Below are 13,663 nucleotides of genomic sequence, written 5' to 3' on the forward strand. Positions count from 1 at the left end.
CCCGGGAGGCGGGAATGGTCCCGCCTCCCTCCCCACCGTCGAGAGGACCCCTCCCATGCAGCTCGGAACCCGCTGGTCGGTCGGCCAGGTGCCGCCGCAGACCCTCCCCGAGATCGTCGTCACCGCCATCGGCGACGTCGAGGGCGAGCTCGCCGCGGCCGGCACGGCGACCGCCGACTGGCGCTGGACGCTCACCTGGCTCGAGGGCAGGCCCGTCCTCGAACTCGACGACGGCACGACGATCACCTACCGTCCTGACGAGGATGCTGCCTACATCACGCAGCCGCAGGGCCGCGTGGAGGGCGAGGACGACGACGACTGGGGCTGACGCCCCTTCGCGGCGCGGTCGTCGAGTCCGGTGAGCGCGCGCGTCCTGCGATCCTGAGTCGGAGCCCTCTCCCCCGCTCGCGCTCTAGGCTCGCAGGATGAGCGCACCCGATCCCGTCGCCGTCCTGCTCGAGCCGAGCGGACTCCCCCACGGGCTCCCCGACTTCGCCGCCGTCGACCCCGAGGCCTACCGCCCGGCGTTCCTCGAGGCCCTCCGCCGGCACCGCGCCGAGATCGACGCGATCGCCGGCGCCTCCGAGCCGCCGACCGTCGAGAACACCCTCGTCGCCCTCGAGCGGGCGGGCCGCGAGCTGCGCCGGGTGAGCGCCGTCTTCTTCACCGTCGCCGCCTCCGACCGCACTCCGCTCACCGACGCTCTGGAGGCCGAGCTCGCTCCGCTGCTCTCGGCCCACAGCGATGCGATCAGCCTCGACCCGCGCCTGTTCGCCCGTCTCCGCGCTCTCGCCGAGCAGTCGACGGAGCTCGACCTCGACGCCGAGACGGCCTACCTCCTCGAGCGGAGGATCACCGGGTTCGAGCGCTCCGGTGCGCTCCTCGACGACGTGGGGAAGGCACGGCTCGGCGAGCTGAACGAGCAGCTCTCGACCCTGACCACGCGCTTCGAGAAGGACCTGCTCGCCGAGTCGAACGACCGGGCTGTCCTTCTCGAGGACGTCGCCGGCCTCGACGGGCTCGACGAGTCCGACGTCTCGGCCGCCGCGCGCGCCGCCGCCGACCGCGGTGTCGACGGCTGGCTGATCGCCCTGCCCCTCTACTCCGGCCACCCCTGGCTCGCGCGTCTGCGCGACCGCGGCGTCCGCGAGCGCGTCCTGCGCGCCTCTGTCGGCCGCGGTGCGGAAGGCGGGCCGCACGACACCACCGCGACCCTGCAGCGCATCGTCGCGCTGCGGGCCGAGCGCGCAGCTCTGCTGGGCGCGGCCTCGCACGCCGAGTTCGTGATCTCGGGCCAGACCGCGGGCTCGCCGGAGCGCGTCCTGTCGCTGCTGCGCGAGCTCGCCGCTCCCGCCGCCCGGAACGCGAGGATCGAGCTCGAGCGGATGCAGGCCTCCGCCGACGCCGAGCACGACGCCGCCGGAGCGCCGCGCTTCACGATCGAGGCGTGGGACCGCGCCTACTACGAGGAGCGCGTGCGGTCGGAGAGCTACTCCGTCGACTCCAGCGCACTGCGTCCCTTCTTCGAGCTGGAGCGGGTGCTCCGGCACGGCGTGTTCGCCGCCGCCACCGGTCTCTACGGCGTCCGCTTCTCGGAGCGGAGCGACCTGGCCGGCTACAGCGAGCACGTCCGCGTGTTCGAGGTGCACGAGGAGGACGGGACGCCGCTGGGCCTGTTCCTGCTCGATCCCTTCACCCGCGACTCGAAGCGCGGCGGGGCGTGGATGAACTCCCTGTCCAGCCGCACCTCGCTGCTCGGCGACTCCGCCGTCGTCGTGAACAACCTGAACCTGTCGGCTCCAGGCCCGGGCGAGCCCGCCCTTCTCAGCCTCGACGAGGTGGAGACGCTCTTCCACGAGTTCGGGCACGCCCTGCACGGCCTGTTCGCGAGCACGCGGTACCCGCGCTTCGCCGGTACCGCGGTGTTCCGGGACTTCGTCGAGTTCCCGAGCCAGGTGAACGAGACGTGGGTGCGCCGCCCCGGGCTCCTCGCCGAGTACGCCCGCCACGTCGAGACCGGCGAGGCCCTGCCCGCGGGGACCGTCGAGCGCCTCGAGGCGTCCGCGCTGTGGGGCGAGGGCTTCGCGACGAGCGAGTACCTGGCGTCCGCCCTGCTCGACCTCGCCTGGCACTCCCTGCCGGCCCCGGTCGAGCCGCGCGACGCGGCCGCCTTCGAGCGCGACGTGCTCGACGGCGCGGGCCTCCTCCTTCCCGCCGTGCCGCCCCGCTACCGCAGCACGTACTTCGCGCACGTCTTCTCCGGCGGCTACTCCGCGGGCTACTACTCCTACATCTGGAGCGAGATCCTCGACGCGGACACGGTCGAGTGGTTCGAGGAGAACGGCGGCCTCGACCGCTCGGCGGGCGAGCGCTTCCGCCGCGGGGTGCTCGAGCTCGGCGGCTCCCGCGATCCGCTCGACGCGTACCGCGCGTTCCGCGGGCGGGATGCGCGGACCGAGCCGCTGCTCGCGCGCCGCGGCCTCCTCTAGCGGCGCCGGGGGACGAGCCAGGCGAGGAGGACGAGTCCCACGACCAGGCCCCAGAACGCCGATCCGATCCCCGCGATGGTCGTGCCGGAGGCGGTGACCAGGAGCGTCGCCGCCGCCGGCAGCCGCAGCCGCGCGTCCTCCACAGCGGCCTGCACCGCCGACACGAACACCCCCAGCAGCGCCAGACCGGCGACCGCCTCGATCAGCAGCGGGCTCGCGGAGGACACCAGCGCGGCGGCCGCTCCGGCGAACACGCCCAGCACGAGGTAGGAGGCGCCCGCCGAGACCGAGGCGACCCAGCGCTGCTCCGGCCGCGGCGAGGCCTCGGGTCCCGCGGTCAGCGCGGCGCTGAGCGCGGCGTAGTTGATCGGCACGCCGCCGAAGACCGCCGAGACCCCCGAGAGAGCACCGGTCGAGACGATCCCGGGACGCGAGTGGGCCGCGAAGCCGAAGCTCGTCAGCACCGCGATGCCCGGGATGTTCTGCCCGGCCATGGTGACCACGTAGAGCGGCAGGCCGATCCCGACCATCGCTCCGATCTCGAACACCGGAGCGACGAACTGCGGCACGGGGAGCAGCGGCGCACCGGCGAGTGCCGCGCCGTCCGTCACGATCAGCAGCACGATCGCCAGGGCGATCGCGGCCGGCACCGCCCAGCGGGGCAGGAGCCGCAGGAGCAGCAGCCAGAGCAGGATCACCGGCAGCGCGAGCGCGGGGATCTCGACCGCCGCGCGCACCGGCGCCAGGACGAGCGGGAACAGGATGCCCGCGAGCATGGCGTTCGCGAGCGGCCGCGGGATGCGCGCGACGAGCCTCCCGAGCGCCGGCCACAGCCCGGTGACCACCAGCAGAGCGGAGGCGACCAGGAACGCCCCGACCGCGCGGTCGAAACCACCGGGGAGCGTCGCGGTCGCGGCCAGCAGGGCGGCTCCCGGCGTGCTCCAGGCGAAGGTCATCGGCACGCGGTAGCGGATGCTCAGCACGATGCAGAGGACCCCCTGCAGCACGCAGACGGCGAGGAGGCCCGAGGCTGCCTGCACGTCGGTGGCGCCCACCGCGACCACCCCGGCGAGCACGATCGCGAACGAGCTCGAGAAGCCGGTCAGGGCGGCGACGATCCCGGCGAGCAGCGGCTGGACGATGGCGGAGCCTCCCGGAAGATCGACCGGCACCGAGGCGACCGGACGCGCAGTCGGCGCGCTCCGCCAGGTTAGGGAAGCAGGAGCGCCTCGCCCGACGATCCGCCGGGCCAATCGCGGTGAACTGGCAGAGCGGGGCGGGGAGCGACTAGGCGCTCTTCTCCTGGCGACGGGGAGCGTGGGGCACGATCGTCGGGGCCGCGTTGTCGAGCACCGCGGCGCGGGTGACGACGACGCGCGCCACCTCGTCCGAGGAGGGCACCTCGAACATGATCGGGCCGAGCACCTCCTCGAGGATCGCGCGCAGTCCGCGGGCGCCGGTCTGGCGGAGGACCGCCAGGTCCGCGATGGCCTCGAGAGCGCCCCGGTCGAACTCGAGCTCGACGCCGTCGATCTCGAACATCCGCTGGTACTGCTTCACGAGCGCGTTGCGCGGCTCGGTGAGGATCTGCATGAGCGCGACCTGGTCCAGCTGCGTGACCGTCGTGACGACGGGGAGGCGCCCGATGAACTCGGGGATCAGCCCGAACTTGTGCAGGTCCTCCGGGAGGACCTCGCTGAAGATGTTGATCTCGTCTTCCTTGTTGTGCAGCGGGGCGCCGAAGCCGATGCCGCGCTTGCCCGCCCGCGACGAGATGATGTCCTCGAGTCCGGCGAAGGCGCCGGCGACGATGAAGAGGACGTTCGTCGTGTCGATCTGGATGAACTCCTGGTGCGGGTGCTTCCGCCCGCCCTGCGGGGGCACGGAGGCGACGGTGCCCTCGAGGATCTTGAGCAGTGCCTGCTGCACTCCCTCGCCCGAGACGTCGCGCGTGATCGAGGGGTTCTCGGCCTTCCGCGCGATCTTGTCGACCTCGTCGATGTAGATGATGCCGGTCTCGGCACGCTTGACGTCGTAGTCGGCGGCCTGGATGAGCTTGAGGAGGATGTTCTCGACGTCCTCGCCGACGTAGCCCGCCTCGGTGAGGGCCGTGGCGTCCGCGACGGCGAAGGGCACGTTGAGGCGCTTCGCGAGGGTCTGGGCGAGGTAGGTCTTCCCGCAGCCCGTGGGGCCGATGAGCAGGATGTTGCTCTTGGCGATCTCGACCTCGTCGTGGATCGCGTCGGCGGCGGTGATGGTGTTGCGGGCCCGCACGCGCTTGTAGTGGTTGTACACGGCGACGGCGAGGGCCTTCTTGGCCTGCTCCTGCCCGATCACGTACTCCTCGAGGAAGCCGAAGATCTCCTTCGGCTTCGGGAGGTCGAACTCGTGGCTCGTCTCCTCGCTCGACTCGGAGAGGCGCTCCTCGATGATCTCGTTGCAGAGCTCGACGCACTCGTCGCAGATGTAGACGCCCGGTCCCGCGATGAGCTGCTGGACCTGCTTCTGGCTCTTGCCGCAGAAGGAGCACTTCAGCAGGTCGGCGCTTTCGCCAATACGTGCCACGGGGATGCCCCACTTCCTTGTCGTGCGTCTGTCGTGCGTCGGTCGGTCGTGCAACGGAGCCCGGAGCTCCGGCCGGTGCGAGCGGGACGAGCCCCCTGACACTGCTCCGAGCCTAGCCGCTGAGCCGCGAGGGCTCGGCAGGCGGGCCGGATTCGCCGTGCCTTGCGCCTCGTGTGGCGCTTTGCTACGGCGACGGAGGACGCAGAGAGGGGCCGGGCGGCGGATCGCTCCGCCACCCGGCCCCTCCTGGACGCCCTACGCCGTGAGAGCCGGGAGGCTCTTGCGGCTGGTGAGCACCTGGTCGATCAGCCCGTACTCGAGCGCGTCGCTCGCGCCGAGGATCTTGTCGCGGTCGATGTCCTTCTTGACCTGCTCGATCGAGCGGTTCGAGTGGTGCGACAGCGTCTCCTCGAGCCACTCGCGCATGCGCATGATCTCGGCGGCCTGGATCTCGATGTCCGAGGCCTGGCCCCCGCCCTGCTGCACGGCGGGCTGGTGGATGAGGATGCGCGCGTTCGGCAGCGCGAGGCGCTTGCCGGGCGTTCCCGCGGCGGTGAGCACGGCGGCGGCCGAGGCGGCCTGGCCGAGCACGACGGTCTGGATGTGCGGGCGGATGTACTGCATCGTGTCGTAGATCGCCGTCATCGCGGTGAAGGATCCACCGGGCGAGTTGATGTACATGACGATGTCGCGGTCCGGGTCCTGGCTCTCGAGCACGAGGAGCTGGGCCATGATGTCGTCCGCGGAGGCGTCGTCGACCTGGACGCCGAGGAAGATGATGCGGTCCTCGAAGAGCTTGGCGTACGGGTCCTGGCGCTTGTAGCCGTAGGCCGTGCGCTCCTCGAACGTGGGGAGGATGTAGCGCGAGGACGGTGCGGCTCCGGAGCCGAACGCCGTTCCGCCGAAGGTGGGTGTGGTCATTGTCTGTTCCTGATCTCTCGGCGCGTTCGCTGGACTACTCGTCGATGGCGGTTCCGCCACCGCCGGCCACGTCGGTCGCCGACGAGCGGATGTGGTCGACGAAGCCGTAGGCGAGGGCCTCCTCGGCGCTGAACCAGCGGTCGCGGTCGCCGTCCTCGTTGACCTGCTCGACGGTCTTGCCGGTAGCCTTGGCGGTGATCTCGGCGAGGCGCTTCTTCATGTCGAGGATGAGCTGCGCCTGGGTCTGGATGTCGGAGGCCGTGCCGCCGAAGCCGCCGTGCGGCTGGTGGAGGAGCACCCGCGCGTTCGGGGTGATGTAGCGCTTGCCCTGGGTTCCGGCGGTGAGGAGCAGCTGGCCCATGGAGGCCGCCATCCCGATGCCCACGGTCACGATGTCGTTCGGGACGAACTGCATCGTGTCGTAGATCGCCATGCCCGCGGTGATGGAGCCGCCGGGCGAGTTGATGTAGAGGTAGATGTCCCGCTCGGAGTCCTCGGCTGCCAGGAGCAGGAGCTTCGCGGCGATCTCGTTCGCGTTCTCGTCGCGCACCTCGGAACCGAGCCAGATGATCCGGTCCTTGAGCAGGCGGTCGAAAACACTGTTGGGCATAACCATGTCGGCCATGTATTGCTCCGTTTCAGTTGTCGCTTCGGAGGCGAATCTATCGGACGCCGCCAGGCCGATCCGGCCGTGTTCGCCCGGGGCGGAGCGGGAGTCGCCCGTGTTCGCCCGGGGCGGACCGGAGCCCCGCAACGAGAGGAGCCGCCCTCCGACGGATCGGGGGGCGGCTCCTGACGTGCTCGCGGGGACTACTCCGCGGCCGGGGTCTCCTCGGCGGGAGCGGCGGCCTTCTTCTTGGCCGGCGCGCGCTTCTTCTTGGGGGCCGGGGCGGGCTCCTCCTCGGCAGCGGGCTCCTCGGCGACGGGCTCCGCGGGGACCTCGGCGTCGGCGGCGGCCTGAGCCTCCTCCACGACCTCGGTCTCGTCCGAGGCGACGGCCTCGTCGGAGGCCTCGACGGCCTCGTCGTCACCGGGGACCGCGGTGAACGCGGTCAGGTCGACGGCGTTGCCCTCGGTGTCGGTGACCTTCGCCTTGCCGAGGACGATCGCGAGCGCCTTGTTGCGGGCGACCTCGCCGACCATCTGGCCGATCTGGTTGTTCTCGGACAGGATCTTGATGAACTCGTTCGGCTCCATGCCGTACTGCGCCGCACCCTGGATGAGGTACTGCGTGAGCTCGTCCTGGCTGACCTGGACCTTCTCCTGCTCGACGACGTGGTCGAGGAGGATCTGCGTCTTGAAGGTCTTCTCGCTGGCCTCCTTGACCTCGGCGCGGTGCTCGTCGTCCTCGAGGCGGTTCTCGCCCTCGAGGTGGCGGTGCACCTCGTCCTCGACGAGACCGGCGGGCACGGGGACCTCGACGAGGGCGAGCAGCGCCTCGACGAGCTTCTCGCGGGCCTCGCCGCCCTGGCCGAAGGTCTTCTGCTGAGCGGCCTGCTCCTTGAGCGACTCGCGCAGCTCGGCGATGGTGTCGAACTCGCTGGCGATCTGCGCGAAGTCGTCGTCGGCCTCGGGGAGCTCGCGCTCCTTGACGGCGGTGAGCGCGACGGCGATCTCGGCCTGCTCGCCGGCGTGGTCGCCGCCGAGCAGCGGAGCGGTGAACGTGGTGCTCTCGCCCGCGGTGAGCGAGTCGAGCGCCTCGTCGATGCCCTCGATCAACTCGCCCGAGCCGAGCTCGTAGGAGATGGCGTTGGCGGTGTCGACCTCGACGCCGTCGATGGAGGCGACCAGGTCGATCTGCGCGAAGTCGCCGGTCTTCGCCGGGCGGTCCACGGTGACCAGGGTGCCGAAGCGGCTGCGGAGCTTGTCCAGCTCGGCGTCGACGTCGGCGTCGGTGACCTCGGCCGCCTCGACGGTGAGCTCGATGCCGTCGTAGTCCGGGACGGTGATCTCGGGGCGCACGTCGACCTCGATGGCGAGCTCGAGGTCGCCGGTGAAGTCCTTGTCGCTCGGCCAGGCGACGATGTCGGCCTGCGGGCGGCCCAGGGGGCGGACCTCGGTCTCGCGGACGGCCTCGCGGTAGAAGCCGTCGAGGCCCTCGTTGACCGCGTGCTCGAGCACCGCGGCCTTGCCGACGCGCTGGTCGACGATGGCGGGCGGGACCTTGCCCTTGCGGAAGCCGGGGACGTTGATCTGCTCGGCGATGTGGCCGTAGGCGTGCGTGATGCTGGGGCCGAGCTCGTCCGGGGTGACCGAAATCGCGAGCTTCACGCGGGTCGGGCTCAGCTGTTCTACCGTGGTCTTCACGTGAGGGGATCTCCTGTGCTGGTTGGTGTCGGCGCCGGATGACGGTCGTCACGGGTCGATGTCGTCACGATGAGTAATCGTGGTCGGGGCGACAGGATTCGAACCTGCGACCTCCCGCTCCCAAAGCGGGCGCTCTAGCCAAGCTGAGCTACGCCCCGGATGCGCGGGCCTGGGCACCGTGCGTGAGACTCTCGTCGAGCCGTCCCCGCACGTGCGCTTGCGCGACACGCCGAAATGGCCTTCGCAAGTGTACTGCACCGCGGCAGCGGCGACCGGAACCGCGCGGCGGAGGACGACCGAGTGTCCACGGTGCTCGCGCGATGTACTACGCTGTCCTGGTGCCCGGTCGAGAGACCCGGTCGCACCGGTTCGCGGTCGTCTGGCCGCCGATCCGGGGCTGTAGCTTAGTGGTAAAGCCTCTGTCTTCCAAACAGATGATGCGAGTTCGATTCTCGTCAGCCCCTCTCCTCTCGAAGAGCCCCGGATGTCCGGGGCTCTTCGTCGTTCCGAGGCGTTCCGGGCGTGCTCAGCCGACCGCGCCGCGGTGCTCCTCCGTCAGGGCGAGGTACGAGGCGGCGTTCCGGCGGATGCCCTCGCGCTCCTCCTCCGTCAGCTCCCGCCGGACCCTCCCGGGGACGCCCGCCACGAGCGAGCCCGGCGGGACGACCGTCCCCTCGAGGACGACGGCGCCCGCGGCGATCAGCGAGCCGGTGCCGATGACGGCCCCGTTCAGGACGGTCGCGCTCATGCCGACCAGCACGTCGTCCTCGAGGGTGCAGCCGTGCAGCACGGCGTTGTGCCCGACCGAGACTCCGGCGCCGATGACCGCGTCGTAGTCGGCGTCGACGTGGACGACGACGCCGTCCTGGAGGTTGCTGCCGGCGCCGAGCTCGATCCGCGCGTGCTCGGCGCGCAGGACGGCGCCGTACCAGACGCTCGCCCGCTCCCCCAGGCGCACGGAGCCGATCACGGTGGCGCCCGGAGCGACCCACGCGGTGTCGGCGATCTCCGGGGCGCGTCCCCCGGTCAGGGCGAGGACGCGGGCGCCCTCCGCAGGACTCGACGGCATCGGGTTCTCCTCTTCTCCGGTGGTCAGCGCCCGGCGCGCAGGAAGGCGAGGACCGCCAGCACCCGCCGGTGGTCGGAGCCCGAGTCCTCGAGCCCGAGCTTCTGGAAGATCGCGGTCACGTTCTTCTCCACGGCGCCCACGCCGACGAAGAGAGCGGAGGCGATGCCCGCGTTCGTGCGCCCCTGGGCCATCTGCTCCAGCACCTCCCGCTCCCGCGGGGTCAGCGAGGCGAGCGGGTCGTGGTTGCGCTGCAGGAGCGAGGCGACGACCTGCGGGTCGAGGACGGTTCCGCCCGCCGCGACGCGCTCGACGGCGTCGCGCAGCTCCTCCACGGAGGCGACCCGGTCCTTCAGGAGGTAGCCGAGTCCGCCGTCGCCGGAGCCGAGCAGCTCCTGCGCGTAGGTGACCTCGACGTACTGGCTGAGCAGCAGGACCGACACCTGCGGGTAGCGCCGGCGGATCTCCAGCGCCCCGCGGACGCCCTCGTCGCGGAAGGTCGGCGGCATCCGGACGTCGAGCACGGCGACGTCGACGCCGGCCGGGTCCCGCGCCAGATCGGCGAGCAGGGCGTCCGCGTCCCCGAAGGCGCCGACGGAGGCGAACCCCGCGTCCTCGAAGAGGCGGACCAGGCCCTCGCGCAGGAGGACCGAGTCCTCGGCGATGGCGACGCGGATCACGGGCACGCCCTCAGGATAGGACGGCCGGGCGGTAGGGGACGTGCACCCCGACCGTGGTCGGCCCGCCGACCGGCGACTCCACGCTCAGGATCCCGCGCAGGCCCCGGACGCGCCCGCCGACCCCCTCGAGGCCGTGACCGGCGACCGGCGACGCCCCGCCGACTCCGTCGTCGACCACCCAGGCGTCGAGCCAGCGCTCCCCCGGAGCGCCGGAGTCGCGGGTGTCGAGGTGCACCCGCACCGATCGGGCACCGGAGTGCTTGGAGACGTTGGCGAGCAGCTCGGCGACGACGAAGTAGACGCTGCGCTCGACCTCGGGCGGCACGTCCGCCACGGGGTGCTCGGTGAGGACCTCGACCGGCACCGGGCTGAGCTCGGCGAGCGAGTGCACCGCCGCCTCGAAGCCCCGGTCCTGCAGGATCGGCGGCGCCACTCCGCGGGAGAGGGCGCGCAGCTCGTCGAGCGCGGCGCGCACGTGCTCGCGAGCCTCGTCGACCAGGCGGGCGGCGGACTCCGGGTCGGCGGCGAGTCGGTTGCGGGCCGAGGCCAGGTCCATCTGCACCCGGATCAGGCGCTGCTGCGGGCCGTCGTGGATGTCGCGCTCGAGCCGGCGCAGCGCGCGGTCCTCGGCGGCGACGGCTGCGCCGCGGGAAGCGCTCAGCTCGGCGACCTCGCGCTGGAGCGCCTCCGACTCCCACGGGCCGAGCAGGAGACGGTCGACCAGCCAGTGCAGGAGGGAGAGGCCGCGGGTGGCGAACGGCAGGGTCGAGACGAAGAGGACGGTCGTGGCGACCGTCGCCGCGGCGACCAGTCCCGCCGGAGGCTGCGGGGCGCCCAGCAGAGCGGCCCCGCTCTCGGCCAGCAGGCGGGCCGGACCGGGGGCCCCCGTGAGCGCGGCGGCCACCGTGCCCGGGCCCGCCCAGGTCCACAGCGCGAGGAGCAGTCCGGACAGCAGCGCGAGCACCGGAGCCACGACGAGCGTGTGCAGGAGAGCGAGCCAGTAGTGCCCGTCGATCACCGGACCGTAGAGGGCGAAGGTCGAGGGAGTGACGGCGGAGGGCGGTCGCCGCCACTGCGGCCGGGGGACGGCGGGCCGTCCGGCCAGCACGTCGAGGCCGACGGCGGCCCGCGAGAAGAAGCGCGCCGTGTAGAGGGCGGCGGGCAGGAACACCAGGCCGATCAGGACTCCGACGAGCCCGAGCGCGACGGCCAGCGCGACGCCGGCGCAGAAGGCACCGAGGAGCGCGACCGGGATCGCGGCCACCAGCGCGAGCACCTCCCGGGGCAGTCCGCGCCAGAGCCGGAGGTAGGCGCGCGAGGCCTCGCCGAGGGCCGTCGATGCTCCGCTCATCCGCGCCTCCTGTCCGCTCCCGCCGCCGCCGCGACCCGGTCGAGCGTACCGGCGGCACGGCTCCGGGCACCCGGGGGGAAGCCCCCGTGACGCCCCTCCGCGACCGAGGTGAGCCTGTCCTTCACCGGACTGAGCCGAGCCTGCGCTTCCTTGCGGCGCCGGGGGATCTGCGTACTGTTGACGATCAGTCACCCCCTCTCGAAAGGACCAGACGATGTCCACCACGTCCGTCACGTCGCTCACCTCGTCGAACCCGGATGTCGCATCCGGAGTCGCCCAGTTCCTCAGCCCCGTCGTCGTCGAGATGACCGCGCTCGCCGTCAACGGCAAGCAGGCGCACTGGCACGTCCGCGGCGCCAACTTCATCGGCGTCCACGAGCTGCTCGACGCGATCGTCGGCCGCGCCATCGAGTGGGCCGACCTCGCCGCGGAGCGCGTCGTCGCCCTCGGCCTCCCGGTCGACGCCCGCATCCAGACCGTCGCCTCGGCGACGCGGTCCGAACCCCTCACCCCCGGCTTCCAGCGCTCCGAGAACGCGATCGTCGAGATCATCCGCCAGATGGACGTCGCCATCGCGACCGTCAACACGGCGATCGCCGAGCTCGCCGAGATCGACGCGAGCAGCCAGGACGTCGCGATCGAGATCGGCCGCGGCCTCGAGAAGGACCGCTGGTTCCTCTTCGCCCACGTCAGCGAGAGCTGAGCACCACGCCTCGACCGGCCCGCGGATCCTCGGATCCCGCGGGCCGTCGTCGTTCCCGGGCCCGTCCGCGCGATCCGGAGCAGCCGGTGTCGCGACGGGCGCGGGTCAGCCGCCGTGCGTGAAGCGGCCCGCCAGGAGGGTCGCGGCGACCGGCATGGATCGGAGGGCTCCCGCGTCGGCGGCGAGCGGATCGCGGTCGACCACCACGAGATCGGCGGGATCGCCGGCCGCGGGCCTGAGCCGGCGCACCCGGGTCGAGGCGACGATCGCCTCCTCGACGCTCACCCGCTGCTCCGGATGCCAGGGCTCGTCGCCGGGCAGCGCCCGCGCGACCGCGGCCGAGATCGCGACCCACGGGTCGAGCGGAGCGACCGGAGCGTCCGAGCCGAGCACCACGCGGGCCCCGGAGTCGAGCAGCGAGCGCAGCGGGAACGCCCGGCCGGTGCGTCCCGGCCAGTACCGCTCCGCCACCTCGCGGTCGTCGAGCGCGTGCGCGGGCTGCACTCCGGCCTCCACGCCGAGCGCGGCGAACCGCGGAAGGTCGGCCTCCGCGAGCAGCTGAGCGTGCTCGATCCGGCCCCCGCCGATCCGGCCGAGCGCGTCCAGAGCCAGCGTCGCCGCGGCGTCTCCGATCGCGTGCACGGTGGAGCGGATGCCCCCGGCGGCCGCGCGGGCGAGCAGCTCGTCCAGCTCGGCGGGCTCCACGGTGAGGACGCCGTTGCCGTCGTGGTCGGCGTAGGGGTGGGCACAGTAGGCGGTCCTCGTGTTGAGGGAGCCGTCGATCAGGACCTTGAGCGGGCCCATCCGCAGCAGGCCGTCACCGCCGTCGAGCTCGTCGCCCGTGCGCAGTCCGTCCGCGAGGGCGCGGTCGAGGTGGTCGCGGTAGACGCCGGTGTCGACGCGGAGGGAGCGGGTTCCGCCGTCGACGCGACGGGGCCAGTCCCCCGCGTTCCAGCGCATCTCGAGGTCGACGACGCCGACCACCCCGCGGGCCGCAGCCCGCCGGGCCGCCGCGTCGGCGAGCGCGTCGAGCTCGTCGTCGCCGAGGGCTCCGAGTGCGGTGACGAGCTCGAAGCAGGCGTCCTCGCGCAGCAGCTCGGGCTCGGGAGCGACGGCGTAGCGCCGGTACGCGGCGGAGTTCAGCCAGGCGCAGTGCAGGTCGCCGCTGATCAGCACGACGGGCCGTTCCGGAGAGACCTCGTCCAGGAGCGCGGTCGTCGGCGGCTCCAGCCAGAGGCCGTCGCGGAAGCCGAAGCCGATCAGCGTGCCGGTACCGGGCTCCTCCGCCAGGCGACGTCGGACCGCGTCCGCCGTTCCGCGGGCCGAGTCGGCTGACGAGACGTCCAGGCGCGGTGCCGTCATCGCCCACTGGGAGAAGTGGACGTGCTCGTCCCAGAGGCCGGGGAGCACCCAGCGCCCGTCGAGGTCGCGCACCTCGTCGCCCGGGGCGGCGGCGGCGTCCGGTCCGACCGCTTCCACGCGGCCGTCGCGCAGGAGCACGGCACCGGGTCGGGACGAGCCGAGGAGGCGGGCGCCCCGGAGCAGGAGACCGCCGGTCATCGGGCGGCCTCGCGGAGCGCG

General features: G+C 72.5%; 12 protein-coding genes and 2 tRNA genes. 4 read left to right on the plus strand and 10 right to left on the minus strand.

Features of this window, described 5'->3' with window-relative positions:
* Positions 1 to 55 precede the first annotated feature (55 nt).
* Positions 56 to 328, plus strand: a complete 273-nt coding sequence (locus C5B95_RS07625) for a hypothetical protein (protein WP_104250565.1) — start codon at positions 56 to 58, stop codon at positions 326 to 328.
* 97 nt (positions 329 to 425) lie between these two features.
* Positions 426 to 2,489, plus strand: a complete 2,064-nt coding sequence (locus tag C5B95_RS07630; RefSeq protein WP_104348873.1) for a M3 family metallopeptidase — start codon at positions 426 to 428, stop codon at positions 2,487 to 2,489.
* Here C5B95_RS07630 and C5B95_RS07635 read toward each other — a convergent pair.
* The 6 genes from C5B95_RS07635 to C5B95_RS07660 all read right to left on the minus strand — a co-directional run bounded on the left by C5B95_RS07635 (position 2,486) and on the right by C5B95_RS07660 (position 8,440).
* Complete coding sequence (locus C5B95_RS07635; RefSeq protein ID WP_104348874.1) at positions 2,486 to 3,661, minus strand: benzoate/H(+) symporter BenE family transporter; 1,176 nt, start codon at positions 3,659 to 3,661, stop codon at positions 2,486 to 2,488. The two genes, C5B95_RS07630 and C5B95_RS07635, sit on opposite strands and share 4 nt — an antisense overlap.
* 115 nt (positions 3,662 to 3,776) lie before the next feature.
* Positions 3,777 to 5,054 (minus strand): ATP-dependent Clp protease ATP-binding subunit ClpX, encoded by a 1,278-nt coding sequence (gene clpX, locus C5B95_RS07640; RefSeq protein WP_104223693.1) that lies wholly within the window; start codon positions 5,052 to 5,054, stop codon positions 3,777 to 3,779.
* Positions 5,055 to 5,309: 255 nt separating this feature from the next.
* On the minus strand, positions 5,310 to 5,975 hold the full coding sequence (locus C5B95_RS07645) for an ATP-dependent Clp protease proteolytic subunit (protein WP_068253282.1): 666 nt from the start codon (positions 5,973 to 5,975) through the stop codon (positions 5,310 to 5,312).
* Between the two features lie 34 nt (positions 5,976 to 6,009).
* On the minus strand, positions 6,010 to 6,600 hold the full coding sequence (locus tag C5B95_RS07650) for an ATP-dependent Clp protease proteolytic subunit (protein WP_097165884.1): 591 nt from the start codon (positions 6,598 to 6,600) through the stop codon (positions 6,010 to 6,012).
* A gap of 185 nt (positions 6,601 to 6,785) precedes the next feature.
* Complete coding sequence (tig, locus tag C5B95_RS07655; protein ID WP_104232539.1) at positions 6,786 to 8,282, minus strand: trigger factor; 1,497 nt, start codon at positions 8,280 to 8,282, stop codon at positions 6,786 to 6,788.
* 80 nt (positions 8,283 to 8,362) lie between these two features.
* Positions 8,363 to 8,440, minus strand: a tRNA-Pro gene (locus C5B95_RS07660).
* A 235-nt stretch (positions 8,441 to 8,675) separates the two neighbouring features.
* Between C5B95_RS07660 and C5B95_RS07665 the strand changes: the two genes are divergently transcribed.
* Positions 8,676 to 8,746 (plus strand) — tRNA-Gly (locus C5B95_RS07665).
* Positions 8,747 to 8,808: 62 nt separating this feature from the next.
* Here the strand turns inward: C5B95_RS07665 and C5B95_RS07670 are convergent.
* From C5B95_RS07670 to C5B95_RS07680, 3 genes are read right to left on the minus strand one after another with little or no spacing between them, the layout of a single operon-like run.
* Entirely contained in the window at positions 8,809 to 9,351 is a 543-nt protein-coding gene (locus C5B95_RS07670; RefSeq protein ID WP_104226728.1) for a gamma carbonic anhydrase family protein, read from the minus strand.
* 23 nt (positions 9,352 to 9,374) lie between these two features.
* Positions 9,375 to 10,034: a response regulator transcription factor gene (locus C5B95_RS07675; RefSeq protein ID WP_104348875.1), complete on the minus strand. Its 660-nt coding sequence runs from the start codon at positions 10,032 to 10,034 to the stop codon at positions 9,375 to 9,377.
* Positions 10,035 to 10,038: 4 nt separating this feature from the next.
* Positions 10,039 to 11,379 (minus strand): histidine kinase, encoded by a 1,341-nt coding sequence (locus C5B95_RS07680; RefSeq protein ID WP_104267229.1) that lies wholly within the window; start codon positions 11,377 to 11,379, stop codon positions 10,039 to 10,041.
* A gap of 214 nt (positions 11,380 to 11,593) precedes the next feature.
* On the opposite strand from C5B95_RS07680, the gene C5B95_RS07685 reads away from it, so the two are divergent.
* Positions 11,594 to 12,082, plus strand: a complete 489-nt coding sequence (locus tag C5B95_RS07685; protein ID WP_104232536.1) for a Dps family protein — start codon at positions 11,594 to 11,596, stop codon at positions 12,080 to 12,082.
* Between the two features lie 105 nt (positions 12,083 to 12,187).
* Here the strand turns inward: C5B95_RS07685 and C5B95_RS07690 are convergent, their stop codons facing one another.
* A complete protein-coding gene (locus tag C5B95_RS07690) occupies positions 12,188 to 13,642 on the minus strand; it encodes an amidohydrolase (RefSeq protein WP_104348876.1) in 1,455 nt (484 codons plus the stop codon).
* Positions 13,643 to 13,663: the final 21 nt, after the last annotated feature.

It is taken from the genome of Rathayibacter sp. AY1A7, from assembly GCF_002930845.1.
In the GTDB taxonomy this organism is placed as follows: Bacteria; Actinomycetota; Actinomycetes; order Actinomycetales; family Microbacteriaceae; genus Rathayibacter.

Coding starts and splice junctions, on each gene's coding strand:
- C5B95_RS07625 (WP_104250565.1), top strand. CDS start 56: ATGCAGCTCGGAACCCGCTGGTCGGTCGGCCAGGTGCCGCCGCAGACC.
- C5B95_RS07630 (WP_104348873.1), top strand. CDS start 426: ATGAGCGCACCCGATCCCGTCGCCGTCCTGCTCGAGCCGAGCGGACTC.
- C5B95_RS07645 (WP_068253282.1), bottom strand. CDS start 5,975: ATGACCACACCCACCTTCGGCGGAACGGCGTTCGGCTCCGGAGCCGCA.
- C5B95_RS07650 (WP_097165884.1), bottom strand. CDS start 6,600: ATGGCCGACATGGTTATGCCCAACAGTGTTTTCGACCGCCTGCTCAAG.
- C5B95_RS07670 (WP_104226728.1), bottom strand. CDS start 9,351: ATGCCGTCGAGTCCTGCGGAGGGCGCCCGCGTCCTCGCCCTGACCGGG.
- C5B95_RS07680 (WP_104267229.1), bottom strand. CDS start 11,379: ATGAGCGGAGCATCGACGGCCCTCGGCGAGGCCTCGCGCGCCTACCTC.
- C5B95_RS07685 (WP_104232536.1), top strand. CDS start 11,594: ATGTCCACCACGTCCGTCACGTCGCTCACCTCGTCGAACCCGGATGTC.
- C5B95_RS07690 (WP_104348876.1), bottom strand. CDS start 13,642: ATGACCGGCGGTCTCCTGCTCCGGGGCGCCCGCCTCCTCGGCTCGTCC.